Origin of the sequence: Acinetobacter sp. UBA3461 (assembly GCF_002381195.1) — a bacterium.
GTDB classification, from domain to species: Bacteria; Pseudomonadota; Gammaproteobacteria; order Pseudomonadales; family Moraxellaceae; genus Acinetobacter; species Acinetobacter schindleri.
This window is the reverse complement of sequence record NZ_DFRO01000046.1, coordinates 84,011-103,854: the sequence shown is the minus strand read 5'-3', so window position 1 is coordinate 103,854 and position 19,844 is coordinate 84,011. Positions and strand designations below refer to the sequence as shown.

At 42.9% G+C, this 19,844-nt stretch carries 16 protein-coding genes; 11 read left to right on the top strand and 5 right to left on the bottom strand.

Annotated features, from left to right (window positions below):
* Positions 1 to 145: 145 nt before the first annotated feature.
* A complete protein-coding gene (locus B3D47_RS13900; RefSeq protein ID WP_163165688.1) occupies positions 146 to 1,237 on the top strand; it encodes a zinc-binding metallopeptidase family protein in 1,092 nt (363 codons plus the stop codon).
* A 65-nt stretch (positions 1,238 to 1,302) separates the two neighbouring features.
* Here B3D47_RS13900 and ahpC read toward each other — a convergent pair whose 3' ends face one another.
* Positions 1,303 to 1,866 carry an alkyl hydroperoxide reductase subunit C gene (gene ahpC, locus B3D47_RS13895; RefSeq protein ID WP_004815527.1) on the bottom strand — a complete coding sequence of 188 codons (564 nt, stop codon included), beginning with the start codon at positions 1,864 to 1,866 and terminating at the stop codon, positions 1,303 to 1,305.
* Positions 1,867 to 2,558: 692 nt separating this feature from the next.
* On the opposite strand from ahpC, the gene hrpA reads away from it, so the two are divergent.
* From hrpA to B3D47_RS13870, 5 genes are all read left to right on the top strand, one after another.
* A complete protein-coding gene (gene hrpA, locus B3D47_RS13890; protein WP_286862566.1) occupies positions 2,559 to 6,380 on the top strand; it encodes an ATP-dependent RNA helicase HrpA in 3,822 nt (1,273 codons plus the stop codon).
* A 30-nt stretch (positions 6,381 to 6,410) separates the two neighbouring features.
* Positions 6,411 to 7,523: a beta-ketoacyl-ACP synthase III gene (locus tag B3D47_RS13885; protein ID WP_108619251.1), complete on the top strand. Its 1,113-nt coding sequence runs from the start codon at positions 6,411 to 6,413 to the stop codon at positions 7,521 to 7,523.
* A 15-nt stretch (positions 7,524 to 7,538) separates the two neighbouring features.
* Positions 7,539 to 8,306 (top strand): lysophospholipid acyltransferase family protein, encoded by a 768-nt coding sequence (locus B3D47_RS13880; RefSeq protein ID WP_076753761.1) that lies wholly within the window; start codon positions 7,539 to 7,541, stop codon positions 8,304 to 8,306.
* Positions 8,307 to 8,455: 149 nt separating this feature from the next.
* On the top strand, positions 8,456 to 10,501 hold the full coding sequence (locus B3D47_RS13875) for a hypothetical protein (RefSeq protein ID WP_286862548.1): 2,046 nt from the start codon (positions 8,456 to 8,458) through the stop codon (positions 10,499 to 10,501).
* A 53-nt stretch (positions 10,502 to 10,554) separates the two neighbouring features.
* On the top strand, positions 10,555 to 12,270 hold the full coding sequence (locus B3D47_RS13870) for an AAA family ATPase (RefSeq protein WP_004815536.1): 1,716 nt from the start codon (positions 10,555 to 10,557) through the stop codon (positions 12,268 to 12,270).
* A 358-nt stretch (positions 12,271 to 12,628) separates the two neighbouring features.
* On the opposite strand, the gene B3D47_RS13865 is transcribed toward B3D47_RS13870, so the two are convergent.
* Complete coding sequence (locus tag B3D47_RS13865; protein WP_286862546.1) at positions 12,629 to 13,081, bottom strand: DUF441 domain-containing protein; 453 nt, start codon at positions 13,079 to 13,081, stop codon at positions 12,629 to 12,631.
* A 137-nt stretch (positions 13,082 to 13,218) separates the two neighbouring features.
* Between B3D47_RS13865 and B3D47_RS13860 the strand changes: the two genes are divergently transcribed.
* Positions 13,219 to 13,926 (top strand): pseudouridine synthase, encoded by a 708-nt coding sequence (locus B3D47_RS13860; RefSeq protein ID WP_286862564.1) that lies wholly within the window; start codon positions 13,219 to 13,221, stop codon positions 13,924 to 13,926.
* Between the two features lie 10 nt (positions 13,927 to 13,936).
* On the opposite strand, the gene B3D47_RS13855 is transcribed toward B3D47_RS13860, so the two are convergent.
* From B3D47_RS13855 to B3D47_RS13845, 3 genes are all read right to left on the bottom strand, one after another.
* Entirely contained in the window at positions 13,937 to 14,380 is a 444-nt protein-coding gene (locus tag B3D47_RS13855) for a GNAT family N-acetyltransferase (protein WP_004815539.1), read from the bottom strand.
* Between the two features lie 93 nt (positions 14,381 to 14,473).
* Positions 14,474 to 14,818: a type II toxin-antitoxin system RelB/DinJ family antitoxin gene (locus B3D47_RS13850; protein ID WP_076753756.1), complete on the bottom strand. Its 345-nt coding sequence runs from the start codon at positions 14,816 to 14,818 to the stop codon at positions 14,474 to 14,476.
* A gap of 114 nt (positions 14,819 to 14,932) precedes the next feature.
* Entirely contained in the window at positions 14,933 to 15,835 is a 903-nt protein-coding gene (locus B3D47_RS13845) for a pseudouridine synthase (RefSeq protein ID WP_286862544.1), read from the bottom strand.
* A 127-nt stretch (positions 15,836 to 15,962) separates the two neighbouring features.
* On the opposite strand from B3D47_RS13845, the gene tsaE reads away from it, so the two are divergent.
* The 4 genes from tsaE to hfq form a co-directional block, all read left to right on the top strand.
* A complete protein-coding gene (gene tsaE, locus B3D47_RS13840) occupies positions 15,963 to 16,442 on the top strand; it encodes a tRNA (adenosine(37)-N6)-threonylcarbamoyltransferase complex ATPase subunit type 1 TsaE (RefSeq protein ID WP_286862562.1) in 480 nt (159 codons plus the stop codon).
* Positions 16,432 to 18,423 (top strand): DNA mismatch repair endonuclease MutL, encoded by a 1,992-nt coding sequence (mutL, locus tag B3D47_RS13835; RefSeq protein WP_286862542.1) that lies wholly within the window; start codon positions 16,432 to 16,434, stop codon positions 18,421 to 18,423. The genes tsaE and mutL overlap by 11 nt, the downstream gene beginning before the upstream one ends.
* Positions 18,424 to 18,429: 6 nt before the next feature.
* Entirely contained in the window at positions 18,430 to 19,374 is a 945-nt protein-coding gene (gene miaA / locus B3D47_RS13830) for a tRNA (adenosine(37)-N6)-dimethylallyltransferase MiaA (protein WP_286862540.1), read from the top strand.
* A gap of 92 nt (positions 19,375 to 19,466) precedes the next feature.
* Positions 19,467 to 19,844 (top strand): RNA chaperone Hfq (hfq, locus tag B3D47_RS13825; RefSeq protein ID WP_286862539.1); only part of this gene is annotated, 378 nt, incomplete at its 3' end.

The following is a 19,844-nucleotide window of genomic DNA, read 5'->3' as shown; positions in this document are numbered from 1 at the left end:
TCAAGAAACGATACATTTCAATTAAGCAAAAAATATGCAAACTCTTGATACCTGTTGCAAGAAAATGCTACAAAAAATTTAAGGTAGTCAAAAAAAACTGCTTTAAGATGAGGGGAAAACAAGAACGAAGCAGAGTTATTTCTACATGCAATTATTTAAGTGCTCCCACTGCCATCAACCTGTTTATTTTGATAATAATTACTGTACTGCATGTCAACATCTGCTGGGGTTTGATAGCTCGACCATGTTGATGGTGGCTTTAGAATCCAATGCAGATGGATCAATACTGACAGAACCAGATACACAGGCCAAATACCGTTATTGTGCTAATGCCGAGTATGCGGTGTGTAACTGGGTAATTCCGCAAGAAGATCCTCATGACTTCTGTCTGGCTTGTCGCCTGAATCGTGTGATTCCCAATTTAAATGAACCCCAGTATCGACTGCGTTGGCATAAAATTGAACTCGCAAAACATCGCCTGGTTTATTCTTTATTGCGCTGGAAGTTGCCGTTGCAGTCTCGGCAGGAAAATCCTGAATCTGGTTTAGCTTTTGATTTTAAGGCCAATCCAAATAGTCCTGATGAACCTAAAGTCATGACTGGACATGATAATGGGGTAATTACCCTTAATATTGCAGAAGCAGATGATGTCGAACGCGCCATGGAACGCAAGAATATGGAGGAGCTTTATCGCACCTTGCTTGGGCATTTTCGGCATGAAATTGGGCATTATTACTGGGATGTACTGGTAGATAACACCGAATTCCTGGAGCCTTGCCGGCAACTGTTTGGGGACGAGCGCATGGACTATCAGGAAGCTTTAGATCGGCATTATCATCAAGGACCACCCGCAGACTGGATGGAGCGTTATATCAGCACATATGCCACCATGCATCCTTGGGAGGACTGGGCTGAAACCTGGGCACACTATCTGCACATCGTCGATGTGCTGGAAACCGCCGATTCCTTCGGCATGCAGATCCATCCACATGTAGTAGAAGAACGTGATGATCAGTTCATGACCTTGGTAAAGCGGATTAATCCTTATTACACCTGTAATTTTGATGAAATTTATCAGGCCTGGTTACCCGTAGCTTTTGCCATGAATAGCTTGAACCGCAGTATGGGGCAGGATGATTTTTATCCTTTCCTGATTAATCCGGTCGTGCAACAGAAATTGAAATTCATCCATGATGTGATTCAGACGACAGCTGGTGCACAGCGTAAAGTTGCCTGATACTGTTTAAATAAAAAAGCCACGCAAATGCGTGGCTTTTTTCAATCAGTGCAATCTAATACAGATTAGATTTTACCAACTAGGTCGATTGAAGGAGCAAGAGTCGCTTCGCCTTCTTTCCATTTAGCTGGGCAAACTTCACCTGGGTGAGCGTGTACGTACTGAGCTGCTTTAACTTTACGAAGAAGTTCTTGAGCATCACGGCCGATACCACCAGCGTTGATTTCAACGATTTGGATTTTGCCTTCTGGATCGATAACGAAAGTACCACGGTCCGCAAGGCCGTCAGCTTCGATTAGAACTTCGAAGTTTTTAGAAAGAGTCCAAGTTGGATCGCCGATTAATGGGTACTGAATTTTACCAATTACGTCAGAAGTGTCGTGCCAAGCTTTGTGAGTGAAGTGAGTGTCAGTAGAAACACCGTAGATTTCCACACCTAGTTTTTGGAATTCAGCGTAGTTGTCAGCAAGGTCACCAAGTTCCGTTGGGCAAACAAAAGTGAAGTCAGCTGGGTAGAAGAATACTACAGACCATTTGCCTTTAAGGTCAGCTTCAGTAACTTCAACAAATTGGCCATTGTGGAAAGCAGTTGCTTTAAATGGTTTAACTTCAGTATTAATCAAGCTCATCATTGTCTCCATGATTGAGGTTAGTCTTTAATTTTGAATAAGAGTATCGAACTTTGGGTCTTAGCTAAAATGGTATTTTTACATTACAAAAATCGGAAAAACCGAATTATGTAACTGACTGCCAGTTTACCCAAGTCATCTTTATGTACATTCGGCATAGCCAGAGCTGCTTGGATGACAAAACATGTTCGGTCATCAACCTGCATAAGAACATGATGTTTTATGCGACAAAATTCAAGGGTAAAGCTTAAAAAAATCTTATTTTTTTCAAATAAATTGATTTAATTTGAGAATATAAAGCCTTCGAAGCTCCTGATTTTATAAATATCTTGTAGTTTTGTGAGACGTGAAAAGTAAACCGTATCAGTCGTAAGCAAAGGTATCTTGTTTAAATAGCCTAAGCATTTTATAGTTTATTTTAAACTTTTGAGGTGAAATGGATAGCTCTGGGTAGTAAGAGAGAAGCCTGAGTGTTTATTTACTTGGTGGCAATATTTTAAAAATACGAATCAGCTCCAGATCTGAGCGCAATGTAAATCATAGCTTTTAGTCACGCTGCAATAACCAAATTACGATCTAAGTGCGCATAAGTACATTGGGAAAATGCATGAAAGTGAGTAGAATAGTATGTTTTAGAATAGTTGTAGGGCGCTGACTTGGCTGCGAAAGGTTTAAATGTCGAAAACTGGGTGATGGCACGTGACCTCCACCGTTTAAATCGTTTACGTAAGGGTAAGGATGCCAATGAAAAGCAATACCAAGAATTATTCGAAAAATCGCATTTAAAAGTTCTAGAGCGTGTCGAACGTATTCCGAATATCAAGCTGAATCAGGAACTTCCGGTCACCCAATATACCGATAAACTGATTGAAGCGATTCAAAAACACCAAGTTATTATTGTTGCTGGTGAAACGGGTTCCGGTAAAACCACACAGTTGCCCCAAATTGCCATGTTGGCCGGACGCGGTCTGACCGGCCTGATTGGTCATACCCAGCCACGTCGTCTGGCTGCGCGTAGTGTATCGCAACGTATTGCAGAAGAAGTTGGGGAAAAGCTCGGCGAGTCAATTTCCTTTAAGGTCCGTTTTAATGAGCAGGGTTCACAGGATTCTCTGGTTCGTTTAATGACGGACGGTATCTTGCTGGCTGAACTGGCCAATGACCGCTTCCTGACCAAATATGACACCATCATTATCGATGAAGCACACGAACGTTCATTGAACATCGACTTTATTATGGGTTATCTGAAGCAGTTACTGCCACGTCGTAAAGATCTGAAGGTTATCATTACCTCAGCAACACTGGATGTAAACCGCTTTAGTAACTACTTTAATGGTGCACCAATCTTTGAAGTCGAAGGTCGTAGCTATCCGGTTGAACTGCGTTATCGTCCAATTTCGGAAATGACGATTGGCGGTAGTGATGACGACGAATTTGATGATTTTGAAGAAAACCTGCCACGTGCAGTCGTAGCCGCTGTAGAAGAATGTTTTCAGGATGCGCAAGAGAAAGGTCATCCTGAACATGCCGATATCCTGATTTTTGCCAGTACTGAACAGGAAATTCGTGAGCTTCAGGAGACTCTGATCAAGCATGGTCCACGACATACTGAAGTTTTACCGTTGTATGCGCGGCTGGCTTTAGCTGAACAGCAAAAAATCTTTAATCCATCTGGTGGTGGTCGACGCATTATTATCGCGACCAACGTGGCGGAAACTGCACTGACAGTGCCGAACATCCGTTATGTAATTGATAGCGGTTTTGCCCGTATCTCGCGTTATAACTATCGCTCACGTGTACAGCGCCTGCCAATTGAAGCGATTTCCCAGGCCGCAGCGAATCAGCGTAAAGGTCGTTGTGGTCGTATTGCGCCGGGTGTATGTATTCGCCTGTATTCAGAAGAAGACTTTTTAAGTCGTCCTGAGTTTACTGAACCGGAAATCAAGCGAACTAACCTGGCATCAGTCATCTTGCAAATGCAGAGTCTGAAACTGGGTTCACTGGAAGAATTCGATTTTATTGAGCCACCAGATCACCGTTTAGTGAATGATGGTCGTAAGCTCTTAATTGAGCTTGGGGCAATGTCCGAGAAGAAAAATGAGCTGACCAAGATTGGTTATCAAATGGCAAAAATGCCGATTGATCCACGTCTGGCACGGATGATTCTCGGTGGAGCACATTTCGGCGTTTTGAATGAAGTATTGGTGATTGTTGCTGCGCTGGCTGTCCAAGACCCACGTGAACGTCCAGCTGACAAGCAGATGCAGGCTGATCAAAAACACGCGCTGTTCCGTGAAGCAGATTCAGATTTCCTGTTTTATATCAAATTGTGGGAAACCCTGCACGCCAATCGTGAAAATATGAGCGAGAACAAGCGCCGTACTTTTGCGCGGAATCATTTCCTCAGTTGGCTACGCTTACGTGAATGGAAGAAAACCCATGAACAGTTGGTTGACCTTGCTAAGGGATTGAACCTCTCCTTTAATGAAAAGAAAGCCAGCTATGAAAATCTGCACCGTGCCTTATTAACCGGTCTGTTGTCTTTCATTGCCAACAAGACTGATGAACGTAATGTGTTTATGGCGGTGCGTCAGCAGAAGGCGCGTGTATTTCCGGCTTCGACTTTGCATAAGACCAATACCCCCTGGGTGATGGCCTTTGAAATGGTGGAAACCTCACAGGTGTATTTACGGACGCTTGCCAAAATTGAGCCGGAATGGATTCTGCTCGCTGCACGTGATCTGGTAAAACACCATTACTTTGAACCACACTGGTCTAAAAAAGCTGGCGTGGTGAATGCCTATGACCAGATTTCACTGTTTGGTCTGATCATTGAACCCAAACGTCAGATCAATTATGAGAAAGTGGATCAGGAAGCTGCACATGAAATCTTCCTGCGTGATGCACTGACCACAGGTCATCTGGGAATTACGCCACCATTCTTGAAGCATAATTTACTCAAGCTTGAAGAAGTGGAGCGGGTTGAAGACAAGCTGCGCCGTCGTGATCTGGTAGTGGATGAAGAAACCATTTATCAGTTCTATGCTTCCAAAGTGCCGCCAGAAGTGGCAAGTCGCCGTAGTTTCGAAGACTGGCGTGCTACGGTAGAGCCTCAAGATCCGCGATATCTGTTTATTGATGATGATGCATTATGGTTGAATGACCGTCCGACCACGCAGCAGTTCCCGGACTATTTGCGTAATGGTGAGTTACGTCTGGCAGCCAGCTATCGTTTTGACCCAAGCCATGATGAAGATGGCGCGACCGTTCGTATTCCACTACAGGCTTTGCCTCAAGTGGATGAAAATCTCTGGTCCTGGGGGATTCCAGGCTGGCGTCAGGACCTGATCGAAGCTTTATTAAAAGCTTTACCAAAAGATAAACGACGTAATCTGGTACCCATTCCGGATACTGCACGTAAGTTAATGGCACGTATTGATGCGACAGATTTGCAGAAGCATATCTTTAGCTTTCTGGCATTCCAGTTGCGTGGTGAACAGATTACCGAAAAAGACTTTTCGCTGGAACGCGTTGAGCAGTATCTGTTGCCTTTAATTAAGGTGATTGATGAGAAAGGTCGTGTGATTGAGCAGGGCCGCGATCTGGAAGAGCTGAAAGCCCGTTGTCGTACTGAAACACATAGTCCAGTCAAACAGCTGAAAGGTGAATATAAAACTTTCCCGGAAAGCTTTGTATTTGAAGCTTCGCAAAAAGTGACAGGTGTAGTGGTGAAACAATACCAGGCTCTGGTACCCACTAAAGACTTTGCTGCACTGGAACAGAAAGATGAATCTGGTGTGGTGATTCAGACCTTTAATGATCAGGCTGAAGCGGTTCGTCAGCATCGTGCCGGGATAATCCGCCTGGTGCATATGCAGCTCGGTGATCTGATTCGTCAACTGAAAAAACAGATTTCTAAACCACTGGCATTGGCCTATTCACCCTTGGGTGATAAAGCCAGGCTGGAACAAATGTTAGTTTATGCCACACTCCAGATGGCAATAAAAGAGCTTCCTGTCAATGTGCAAGAGTTCCAAAAGTTGTTAGAAGATGTAAAAAAATCTTTCCTGACTTATGGTCAAGCTGCTTTACGGGATATTACCGATATTTATACCCAGTGGCAGGAAATACGCCGGAAATTGTTGGTTTTAGACGGTTCTGTGTTTGGCAAGAACATTGATGACATTGAGGATCAGCTAGATTTGATGAATCTTTCTGACTTTGTTTATTCCGTACCGGCGGATGTCTGGATTGAATTTCCACGCTATCTCAAGGCACTGATTTTGCGTCTTGACCGTTTGCCAAATAATTTACAAAGGGATGATTCTGCCATTGATCAAATTGACCCTTGGATGGAAAAATTGTTCCAGTTTAAAAATGACGCTCGCCTGAAAGAACTGTATTTCATGGTTGAGGAATTGCGGATCTCTTTATTTTCACAACCGATGAAAACTAAAGCACCAGTTTCTCCGAATCGCCTACAAAAAGTATGGGATCGTCTTGGAATCAGTTAACATATAGGTAATTTCTAAAAGGAGTTTTACATGGGCATCCGCATTACAGGTACTGGTCTGTTCCATCCAACAGATTTCATTACCAATGAAGAGTTAGTTGAAAGTTTAAATGCTTATGTGGAACAGTATAACCTCGAGAATGCTGACAAAATCGCTGCGGGCGAAATTGAAGAATTGCGTGGTTCGAGTGCAGAATTTATTGAAAAAGCTTCTGGCATCAAACGCCGTTATGTCGCTGAGAAAACTGGTATTCTGGATCCAAAACGTCTTCGTCCTTTACTGCATGAACGTTCAAATGACGAATTGTCTATTCAGGCAGAGTGGGGCGTGGCTGCAGCGAAACAGGCGATGGAAAATGCAGGTGTAACTGCAGAAGACATCGATGTTGTGATTTTGTCATGTTCGAATATTCAGCGTGCTTATCCAGCACTTGCAATTGAAATCCAGACAGCTTTGGGTATTCAAGGCTATGCATATGACATGAATGTGGCATGTTCTGCAGCGACTTTCGGGATTAAGCAGGCCGCTGATGCGATCAAGTCTGGCGCGCGCCGCGTATTAATGGTAAATGTTGAAATCACCTCTGGTCATACCGATTTCCGTTCACGTGACTGTCACTTCATCTTTGGTGATGTCGCTACTGCTTCAATCATTGAAGAAACTGAAACTAAAACTGGTTTCGAAATTGAAGATATTGAACTGTTCACCCAGTTCTCAAACAACATTCGCAATAACTTTGGTTACCTGAACCTAAGCGAAGTGGATGCTGATATTGATAACAACCGTTTCCGTCAGGACGGTCGTAAGGTGTTCAAGGAAGTTTGTCCACTGGTTGCGAAGATGATCACCAAGCAGCTGGAAAAGAACCAGATTGAACCGACCAATGTAAAACGTTTCTGGTTGCACCAGGCGAACGTGAACATGAATGAGCTGATTCTGAAACTGATCGTAGGTAAAGAACACGCGAAGTCAGAACTGGTACCATTGATTTTGGACGAGTTTGCAAATACATCTTCAGCAGGTGTCATCATTGCATTGCACCGTACGGCACATGAAGTAAATGACGGTGAATATGGTGTGTTATGTTCATTCGGTGCGGGCTACTCTGTAGGCTCAATCCTGGTGAAAAAGCACGTCGCTTAAGCTAGAGCAGACATCTTGCAGGTTCAGCATGATGCAGCCTGGATCAAACGCTTAAGCGGGTTGTCCAAACTGTATTTTACGCCGACTTTTTTCGGTGCTGAGCACATTGATGCTTCACGACCAGCAATGTATGTCGGTAATCATTCGATCTATGGGGTGTTTGATTCACCCATGATTATTGATTATCTGTACAACGAACATAAAGTGGCTGTGGTCAGTATTGCGGACCACAGCCACTTTTATATTCCGCTCTGGCGGGAAATCTTCAGGAAGTTTGGTGCGATTGATGGTGTGCAGGAATATGTACGCGAAGTTATGCGCCAAGGTTATTCGATTCTGGTCTTCCCGGGTGGGGGGCGAGAAGTGCTGAAACGTCAAGGCGAGCAGTACCAGCTGATCTGGAAACAGCGTTATGGCTTCTTAAGGCTGGCGCAAGAATTTGACTACGATATCATACCGTTTGCTGCTCTGGGCGGTGATGAAATTTTCGAAATTGGCTTTGATGCCCGTCAGGTCGTGGAAAATAAATATTTCCAGAAATTACTCAAAGTTTCTGCACTTAATAAACTCTTGCGTAAAGGGGATGTCATTCCTTCCTTGCCGAAAAGTCTTTTTCCAAAACGGTTACCTTTCTATTTTCAGTTCCAGCCAGCTTTATCTGTCTCTCATATCCAAAGCCAAGAAGATATGACACTATTCCGTGATCAGATTCAGCAACAGATCTATCAGGCAATTGAAGAATTAAAAAATATCCGGGCATCCGAGCTATCACCTAAATCCTGAAAAATAAAAATGAACTGGGTTTAAATGCGAGCTGTTTATCTGATTTATTTTATTTTGTGAATTATTTTTCTATATGAGCTATTTTACTGGTCTGTGTCAGATGACTTGAATATGCTTAAATGAGTTTATAGTCCATTTTAGGTGCGTGTATGGAACAGGAGAGTTTAGTACCGCAGTATCAGCAGCTCGCCAAGCAGTTGCTTCGTATTTCAGATTGCTTGCATGATATTTATCAGGATCAGTGGGACATTGTGGGGAATTTAAATGCCCAGAATATGTTCAAGCTGGATCATGAGCGATATCGGATCGTCTTGGCAAATGGCCTGTTTCATATCCAGCTGCATACGCCTCAGCACATTCAGCAGGGCACAGCGCAATTGCTGGCAGAACCACATTTTAGTGTGCAGCATCACAAGTCAGACACTCTGGAAGAGTTCTTTTTACAGGATATCCATTTCCTGACTGGTGATTTAAAACCCCAGCATTCCCTATTCTTGCGTGATAAAGCGCAACAGTTACGTAAGCTGCTGTTCGAACAGGTCTATCAATGGGTCAATGGGCCTGCACGTGTGCTGAAATTCGTGCAGCAACTTTCCGTTGTGCAGGCAGAAATCATTGATCATCTGATGAGAAGAGCGGGTCTGTATACCACGCCAGTAATGAGTGACTATGTCTTATATGGAAAAGAGCCATCTCAAAACATCTTGCAGCAAATGCAAAAGATTTTTTCCTTAGAATATTTAGCGCCCGCTGACTTTCTTTCGATTCAGGGACTTATGCACAGTCTGGATGACTTCTGTTTTAGCACAGCACAATTTTTGCATCCGGCAATCTATCGTATTATGAGTTTGTCCTTTGAGGAGCGTTTTAATCTGCATGAGCTGAATGATCATGTAAACGATATTGAACTCCTGTTCAGGCACGCCTTGGAGCATAGCAATATGCTGGGTTTTGTGCGTTTGATGAACCGTGATACCTGGGGACGGGATGATCTACTGGGCAAGAAGCATTTTCTGGAAAATAATTATCAGTTATGGCAGAAAAAAGTCGCGAAACTGCCATTGTTTGACTGTAATCGGGCGATCAACTGGCTGTTCAAGCAGTCTGCTGAAGTGTTGGACTGGATTAGCGCGAATATTCAGCACAGTAGTGTACGCGTTACAGTCACGGCGATCAGTTTCCTGAATACTCATCAGGTCCATCCACAGGTGCTGCTGGCGACCTTGCAATATTTTCAATATGCTTCAGCGCGGTTATTTATTCATAGTGTGCATCAGCATGCCATACAGTATAAATGGTTCACGCATCCGGATAATAAATCCGTAGTATTAAAAGGAACACGTCAGGCGATTAATGACCACCGTATTGCTATCAGTCCGTCAATTCTGTATCTGGACGAGTGGATCGGCCTGATGCGCGAAGTAGTTAAGATGGATGATTGCACCACCAAGAAGGTATATATGGGTTTAAGCCGGGTCATGCAGGCCTATATACAGCATTTACATAAAGCAACTTCTCATCTGCCTGAAGCGGTACAGCAATATATCCGGCCAGCTACTCAACAAAATCGTGATTTTTATACCGAGTTGCAGCGTTATAGGATTCAGTTGACTGAGTTTCGACAGCTGTTTTATCTGCAAGATGCCAATGTACGCGAATCAATTTTTGACAGTTATGTACGTGACTATCTGGCAGAATATTTTGCTATACATAAAAATATTCCAAAAAGTCTGACCTGGAAGAGTTTGTTTATTCAGGCCATTGCCTGGCATGATCAGATTCAGAAACAGGAAATTATTGCCCGACTGAAAAAGGACTTTGCACTTAAGGACTGGAAAAGTCTGACGAATGAAGCACATTTCTATTATTTTGACTGGAAATTTGAAGAGCTAAAAAATATAGACCAGATTATTGAGGAAGCTCGGATTTTTCAGAACTGTCTGGCCGCCAGTTATGCACAGCGGATCATAGAAGGGGAATATGTTGCTTTTCATGTCAGTCATGCAGAATTATCTACGCCACTGCTCTTGGGTTGTCATATACAGGATCAGGAAATTATTTTTGATCAGCTGGAATATCCCCACAACCAAAAAGCAGATCCGCAATATATCGATATGGCAATTCATTTCATCAGCTGGTTTAACAGACGACTGCATACGTCGTGTATAGATTCTGATTTGGACCTGAATACTTAACTTTTGCCGGAAAAGTCGTTAGGCTATAGCCGTTCTTTCACGGTATAGGTCATATGAAACAGGAAACTGCACTTAAGTTACTCAAAGCGGGCGAAAATGTATTTTTAACAGGCTCGGCTGGTGCAGGGAAAACCTATACCCTGAATCAATATATCAATTATTTGAAAGCACGTAAGGTATCTGTTGCGATTACAGCGTCTACAGGTATCGCGGCAACGCACATGAATGGCATGACCATTCATACCTGGGCCGGTATCGGGATTAAGGACTTCTTGTCAGAAGAAGATCTGAAACGTATGAAAGAGCGTAAATATCTGAAAGAACATCTGGAAAATGCCCAGGTACTGATTATTGATGAGATTTCTATGCTGCATGCCAAGCAGCTAAATCTGGTTAATCAGGTATTAAAGTATTTCAAAGAATCTGATGAAGCTTTTGGTGGTATTCAGGTGATTGTTGCTGGCGATTTCTTTCAGTTGCCTCCAGTGGGCAGAAATGATGAACGCAACCGGGATAAATTCTGCTTTATGTCAGATGCCTGGGTTGAAGCCAAATTTCGCGTTTGTTATCTGACTGAGCAGCACCGTCAGGGCAATGACTATCTAAATGATATTCTAAATGCGATCCGTGCACAGGCGATTGGTACAGAACATCGAAATGCCTTGCAAGGAACACGTCATCAGGAGATTGGCGACACTTATACGCGTCTGTATACGCATAATATGGATGTGGACAGTATCAACTTCCGGCATTTAAATGAAATTGATAATGAGCCGCGCCAGTTTGATGCCCAGTGCGACGGCAATGACAAGCTGATCGAAACGCTGAAATCTTCAGTGCGTGCACCAGAAACCTTAACGCTGAAAAAGCATGCTAAAGTCATGTTTGTCAAAAACAACTTTGATCTGGGCTATATCAATGGCAGTTTGGGTGAAGTTATTGGTTTTGAAGAAGATGATGAATTTGGGGTATTGCCTAAAGTCAAACTCACAGATGGGACGACGTTGTTGGTTGAGCCAGAAACCTGGTCAGTAGACAATGAAGCCGGTAAGACCATTGCCAGTTTCCAGCAAATTCCCTTACGTCTAGCATGGGCGATTACGATTCATAAATCACAGGGTATGACCTTGGAAGCTGCCGAAATTGACCTGAGCCATACTTTTGAAAAAGGTCAGGGCTATGTGGCACTTTCGCGTTTAAAAACTTTAGATGGTCTACGTCTAAAAGGTTTTAATGAGCAGGCATTGGAGCTGGATAGTCTGGCAATTAAGGCAGACCGCCGTTTTCAGGAGTTGTCGAGTGAAGCCGAAGAACACTTTGAAAATATTGATTTAACCAAACAACATAATGCCTTTATCCGTCATTGCGGTGGTACGCTGAATGAAACTGAAATTCAGCGTAATGAAAAAAAACTGGCGAAAAATGGCGGCAAGCAGAATTATGCTGCTGCAACGCTGGATGAAACGCGTGAGCTGTTTGAAGAAGGTTATGATATTGCCGATATCGCCACTGAGCGTGGCTTAACACCGGCAACGATTATCAACCATTTAGGTCGACTGCATAAAGAGCAAGGTTTAGATATATCTGTCGCTCATCCAGGTGAGGAAGTGGTTGAACAAGTGCGTAAGATCTATAAACGTCTGACTAAGCGACAGGATACCGATCATTTCAATGATGATGGGTCTATTAAACTGCGTCCGATTGTCGAGTTAACCAGTCCGCGTATGGGCTATGATCAGGTGCGTTTGGCGCTATTGTTTGTTGAATAAGAAAAGCTATTTGATATAAAAAACTTCTATGAGCGTGATGGATTTCTAGCTTGTAGGGTAATTGTAGTAATTATTATCATTTGCTTATTCTTAGTTAATAAGTTCAAGATTTGGCATGTTGTAATTACCTTACTTTTGACAGGTCATGAGAAACATCGTTTCGCAAGATAAAAGCCCTTTATTGATCTGACAGCATATCCTGAGCAAGCTTTAAGTACTGCTTTATAGCTTGCGCAAGGCAATCAATGTGCGACCTCAATGCCGCTAGTCATATGATTTGATAACGAAATATTTTTAGAAATCCTAGTAGAATGGATGTTTGAGTTAGGGTTAACTAAATAGGAATTTTATTTCAAAATTATTGCGTACTAATCAACAAAGATAAAATTCCAGCCGCAATTAAAGGACCGACAGGAACACCGCGTAATACTGCTACACCTGCCACTGTGCCTAATAACAGTCCGGCTACCACATCTGGCTGATTGGACATCAGCTTCACTCCACGTCCTCCCAGCCACGCGACAAAAATACCTACTGCAATCGCCAGTAAAGATTTCCAGCTCAAAAAAGACTTCAAAATACTGTCACCTGAAATCCTGCCGCTGGCAATTGGTGCTAATACGCCAATGGTCAAAATAATCACGCCGATATTCAGGCCATGTGTCTGGACATAGGGCAGCATTTCATTCAGCGGTGTGATTTTTAATACGAGCAGCACACCTGCAGCAATCGTCACAGCGGTATTGTGGCTGAAGATACCACACGCCAGTAAAATCAAAAGTACCAGCAAATTCAGATCGAGTTGAGGCATAAGATAGGAGTTGAGAGAATAATCACGCTATTGTAGCCATTTTCAGTAATCGAAACTAACCTTATATAAAGCTGAATCCAGAGTGCACGGTTTCGGTATAGAATAGAGCTTGAATGAAATATCAGAGATTGAAGTTTATGCTTCTGGAAAAAATGTTGCAGTCACAAGGTTTTGGCTCGCGTAAGTATTGCCAGCAACTGATCAAGAATGGCGCTGTGAGCATCCAGGGTGAAATCATTGATAATCCAAAGCATAAACTTGATTTGGATCAGCTAGAGTTCAATGTGTATGACGAAATCTATCAATATCGGGAAAAAGTCTATATTGCCTTAAACAAGCCACGAGGTTATGAGTGTTCGCATCAGGCAACCCATCATTTTAGTGTCTTTGAGTTGTTTGATGACTTGCTCATGAATCGTGGAATCCAGTGTGTAGGTCGTTTAGACCAGGATACAACAGGCTTGCTGTTACTGACTGATGATGGTCAATTTTTGCAGGCATTAACTCATCCTAAAAAGCATGTTGCCAAGGTTTACCAGATGCATACCGCAGACCCTGTTACGGATGAGCAGATCAAGCAGCTAGAACAAGGTGTTGAGCTACGTAATGAAAAAGGTATGTATGCTGCTACAGATGTCATTCGTCTTGAAGAAAAGCGCTTGCAAATGGCGGTTCATCAAGGTGTTTATCATCAGGTGAAACGTATGCTGGCAGCTGTGGGGAATAAAGTTGAAAAACTACATCGGGCTCAAATAGGTCAATTGACTTTGAATGATTTGCCAGAAGGTGAGTGGATTTATTTAACTGAAGATCAAGTGATTCAAGCTAAATACCGTGCGGAATAAAGCGCTGGATTTACTTGAGAAAACAATGAAAAGTGACAAATTCATCATCTCGCATAAATCCCATTGATTCATAGAGTTTATGCGATTGGTGGTTGTTTTTCTGGGTATCCAGGCTAATACGCAGTGCATTTTCATGTCGGGCAAATAAAATAGCGGTATCAATCAGTTGTCGTGCAGCGCCATGACGGCGATACAGTGGAGTGATATACACATCATCCAGCACATAAAACTTTGAACAAGCTACTGAGGAAAATCTTAAATAAAGCAGAATAAATCCGGTAAAAATATCATCCTTGGTGTTGATAAAAATCACTGTTTGCTGGTCTTCAAATCGCTGTTTTAGAAACTGATAAGAAAGTTCCTGATTTGAGGAAGCTCCATAAAACTGGCGATATTCATCAAATAAAACTGAAAGCTGTTGCAGGTCTTCCACCTGAGCACGTCGAACAAGCATTCCTTACTCCATGTCTTATTATTATGTATTCATGGAGCATAACGAAATTTGGGGGAGGTGTAGCGTATGAAATTGTTTGAAAATGCGACAGTGTTAAATTTTGTCACTTTCGCCTAAAATGGCATTCAGTTCTTCAAATAAATCAAAATGATCATCATCAGCATGTAGATCCAATGCTTCCTGTTCTGCAGTGTCTGCAATCAGGCCGGCGGTTACAGGTTTGGATTCACTTTGCTTCAGTTTGCGCAGCTTGATTAATTGTTCTAAGTTGATATTCTGATTTTCAATGGAGAAGGGGATAGATTTAGTCAGCACTACCTGTTTGAAAAACAAGCGGACTGCTTGAGCTGGTGTAATTCCCAATTGCTTAAATACGGCAAAGGCTTGTTTCTTTTCTTGAGAATCCAGGCGTATTTGGTAGACTTCAGTTTTTCTCATAATATATTCAAGACTTTAAAATACTTAACTTTTCGCATTCATTTTAATCCATTACATTTGAAATACAATCCTTATACGAATCAATTCTGAAAATAAATCGTAATGACAGCTGCATTACAATGTTAGTACTTGCTCGGAAGAAAACTGCATCAATTGCTGGGTAATAGGGTCAATGAACTGGATATATTTGGCCAATAACTGTAAGGGCGCAGAAAAATCATTATCTGCTTTATGTGCAACACTAGGATAAAACGGATCATTCAGAATCGGTATACCCAAAAAGTTTAAGTGCACACGTAATTGGTGCTGCTTGCCAGTATGCGGTTTCAGTTCGTATTTGGCTAAATGATCTTGCTGTTCTAATAAGGTGATTTCGGTTTCACTATTAGGCTCACCTTCTAAAACCTGCATAGTATAGAAAGGCTGACCTTTATCCATGCGTAAACGCACAATTTGCGGAAAGCGAAGTTCTTCACGATAACCTGCAATCGCATGATAGGTTTTCTGTACTTGGCGTGTAGCAAACAACTGCTGATAAAGTCCACGCGATGCTACATTTTTAGAGATAAGCACTACGCCAGCCGTCTCCCGATCCAGTCGGTGAATCGGAGTGAGATGTTCGATTCCGGTCTGTTTCTTTAGACGAACCAGCAGGGTTTCCTGTACATATTGTCCGGTCGGGCTCATGGTCAGAAAATGTGGTTTATCAATCACCATAAAATGTTCATTTTCGAACAGGATTTGGTGTTCGAAAGGAACATGCACTTCGTGTGCCAGAAAGCGATAATAAAAACAGTGGCTATTCGCCTGAAAGGGGCTATTTAGATTTAAGCTATTTCCCTGTGCATCATAAACCAGACCTTCCTGAAAACGGGATTGCCATTCACTGGTCTGGATATGCGGAAACTGTGTACATAAATAGTCATAGACTGTTGCAGCAGTGGACGGTTGCAAGAAAACTTTGCTGGCACTGACGCCGTTGATCATCGGTGGGATAAATTCAGCAGAAGTATTCATATGGGGAAGTGGATCTCATTCAGGAAACAAATGCTATGAAAAAATACAGTTTCTCATGCGGCGGAATAGGCTTTTAAACTGCGGCGATGCTATCATATTTGTTCCTTTGAATCATGTCGTGAGTCATATGCCTTATTCATTTACCGTCACCTTAAATCATGAAGAAGATACCCAACAGCTGGCTAAGGTATTGGCCGCGAATTTTAGTACGGGAGTGATCTATCTGATCGGTGATCTGGGAGCAGGCAAGACGACATTAACGCGCTATTATTTACAACAGCTCGGTCATCAGGGTTCGGTCAAAAGTCCAACCTATACATTGGTAGAACCTTATAATATTCAAGGGAAGGATATTTTCCACTTTGACCTGTACCGTTTAAATGATCCCTATGAACTGGAACTGATGGGTATTCGGGATTATCTTGAAACCCCAAATGCATTATTCTTGTTTGAATGGCCGTCTAAAGGTGGTAGTGAAATACCTGAAGCAGATCTGATCATTGAAATTCTTAAATCTGAAGATGAGTTGACTCGTACTGCAACGTTGACTTCATCAAATTCAGTATTACAGCAGGCTTTGGAGCAGCAATTTCCACATGTCGAATGATTTAAGCGTACGCCGTATCCGTTCACTTGATCCTGCACTGGCGAACCAGATTGCAGCGGGTGAAGTGATTGAACGACCTGCATCTGTAGTGAAAGAACTGCTCGAAAACTCGATTGATGCTGGTGCGACTGAACTGGTGATTCGTGTAGAACAGGGCGGTAGTACACTGATCGAAATTATTGACAATGGTCGAGGAATTCACCCGGAAGATTTAGCGCTGGCGGTCATGCGTCATGCCACCAGTAAAATTCAGACAGCAGAAGAATTGCATGCCATCACCAGTCTGGGTTTCCGTGGTGAGGCACTGGCTTCGATTGCAGCCGTATCGCGTCTAACCTTGACCAGTAGCCAAAGCGAAGATGGCATTGGTTATCAGGTTGAAGTGAATGGTACTGCTTTTGACCATCAGGAAATTCAGGCAGTTGCCACTTCACGTGGTACCCATATCCGGGTGCAGGATCTGTTCTTTAATGTACCGGCACGTCGTAAATTTCTGAAAAAACCGGGCACCGAATTTGGTCATATTGAAGAGATTGTACGTCGTCTGGCACTGACCCATTTCGATATCCGTTTTGTGCTGGAACATAATGAAAGTATCAAGCTGAATCTGCCTGTGGCAGACAGTGGAGCATTACGTTTCCAGCGTGTGCAGCAGTTATTGGGGCGCCAATTTACTGAAAATGCTTACTGGATGGATGCAGACAGTATCAACATGCGTTTGTCTGGCTGGCTCGGTCATCCTTCGGATGCGCGTGCGCAAGCCGATATGCAATATGTCTATGTAAATGGTCGTATCGTAAGAGACAAGACCATTTCTCATGCATTGCGTATGGCGTATGACGGCATTCTGCATGGACACCAGCATGCAGCTTATTTGCTGTTTCTGGAGGTGGATCCGGAAAATATTGATGTCAATGTACATCCAACCAAACATGAAATCCGTTTCCTAAATCAGCGTGAAGTACATGAGTTTGTACGTCATTATGCCAAAGAAACGCTAGCACAGTTCCAGACCGCAACAGCTAATCTAGCTGATGCAATGAAAACTGAGGAACCTGTACCACTTACGCCTCAGCCGCGTTATCAGGAACAATTTAGCCTGCATCAGGCTGCACCGCAGTCCCCTCCTGAACCTTATGCAGTTCAGCAGCATCTACATCCTCATAATACGCATAAATATATAGAAGCTGAAGCTTCAGATGTGCTGACTGACTTTGAATCATCGCGTCCACAAACTGTGCATTATCTGCAGGATTATACCAAGCCTTATAGTGGTTCACAGCAGCTTAACAATGCCTTACAAAGCTATTTGGCACCACTTAGAGCAAACTCTGAAACTGAGCAGCTGAGCCCTGAGCAGTCTTTTCACACACATGTGCAGGCCAAAGTAGATGAGCATCCTTTAGGCATTGCGATTGCACAGCTGCATGGGATTTATATCCTTGCACAAAACACAGAAGGTCTGATTATTGTAGATATGCATGCAGCACATGAGCGTATCGTGTTGCAGCAAATGAAGTCTGCCTGGGATAAACCGGAGTTCTGGACATCGCAGCAGCTTTTAATTCCTAAGGTGGTGTCTATCAGTCGTATGCAGGCCATGCGTGTAGAAGAGTTGAAGGAACAGCTGGCCCGATTTGGTCTGGAGATTGACCAGTATGGTGATGAACAGGTGATCGTGCGCGGAGTTCCTGCGATCCTGCACAAGGCAGATTTTGATGCCTTGATTCCTGAATTACTGGATGATCTGGACCCAACGGATCAGGCGCAAGGCCTGTTGCAAAAGCGTGACCAGATCTTGGCGGGCATGGCCTGTCATGGTGCGGTACGTGCAAACCGTATTTTAAGCCTGTCTGAAATGAATGCCTTATTGCGTCAGATGGAACAAACTGAATTTGCCAGCCAGTGTAATCATGGACGTCCAACATGGCGTGCTTTCCCACTGGCTCAACTAGATAAACTTTTTGCTCGAGGAGAGTAGTGGTACATGTCAAATCAATTGCCGGTCATCAACTTAATGGGACCAACTGCAAGTGGTAAAACCGCTTTGGCATGTGAACTCTATGAGCAAGGAAATTTTGAGCTGATTTCCGTCGATTCTGCACTGGTTTACCGGGAAATGGACATTGGTACAGCCAAGCCAACCAAAGCGGAATTAGAGCAATATCCGCATCATCTGATTGATATTATTAGTCCTTTAGAGGTCTATTCAGCAGCCAATTTTGTCGAAGATGCCTGTCGCCTGATTGATGATATGCATGCACGTGGCAAAACCCCAATTTTGGTTGGTGGAACAATGCTTTATTTCAAAGCATTGCTAGAAGGATTATCAGATAATCTACCCAGTGCAGATTATAAGGTACGTGCGGAAATTGAAGCAAAAGCCGAACGGGAAGGGTGGGAAGCAGTTTATGCGGAATTATGTACGGTAGACCCAATTGCAGGGCAAAAATTTAAAGTAAGTGACAAACAGCGCATTATTCGTGCTTTAGAGGTTTATAAGCTGACTGGCCAAGCTATAACAAAACTACAAGCAGAACAACCAAAAAATCAACCATATCGTTACAGTTTTCATAATTACGCGCTGATCCCAGACCGAGTAGAATTACACAAGCGTATTGAAAAACGATTAGAAATTATGTGGGAAATCGGTTTTTTAAATGAAGTGGAAAACTTGATGAAAAAATACGATTTTGATGAAAATCTTCCATCCATGCGTTCCGTTGGTTACCGTCAGGCGATCGAATTTATAAAAAACAGTGAGCGAAGTATTGAAAAACAGCGAGAAATGGAAGACAAGGCATTGTTTGCAACACGACAACTGGCTAAACGTCAATACACATGGTTAAGATCTTTGCAAAATAAGCATAAATTTACTACATATTTTACCGCACAGCAGGCTCAAGAAGACTTGCGAAACTGTTACGGATAAAGCAAAATTTACAGACTATCTTTTTTATAATTTTTAATTGAAAAATAAAGATAGTTTTTTGCGCTGATTTTAAAATTTTTTGGAGTTATAACATGTCTAAAGGTCAAACTTTACAAGATCCGTTCTTGAATTCCCTACGTAAAGAACGTATTCCTGTTTCTATCTTCCTGGTTAACGGTATCAAACTACAAGGTCATATCGAATCATTTGACCAATACGTTGTATTATTAAAAAATACTGTAAGCCAAATGGTTTACAAACACGCGATTTCTACCGTAGTTCCTGCACGTAACCCACGTCCTGCTGGTGCTCCTGCTGGTCCTCAAGGTGCTGGCTTCGGCGGTCAAGGTGGCTTTGGTGGTGGCCAACCTGGCGGCTTCGGTGGTCAAGGTGGCTTCGGTGGCGGCCAACCTGGCGGCTTCGGTGGTCAAGGTGGCTTCGGTGGCGGTCAACCTGGCGGCTTCGGTGGT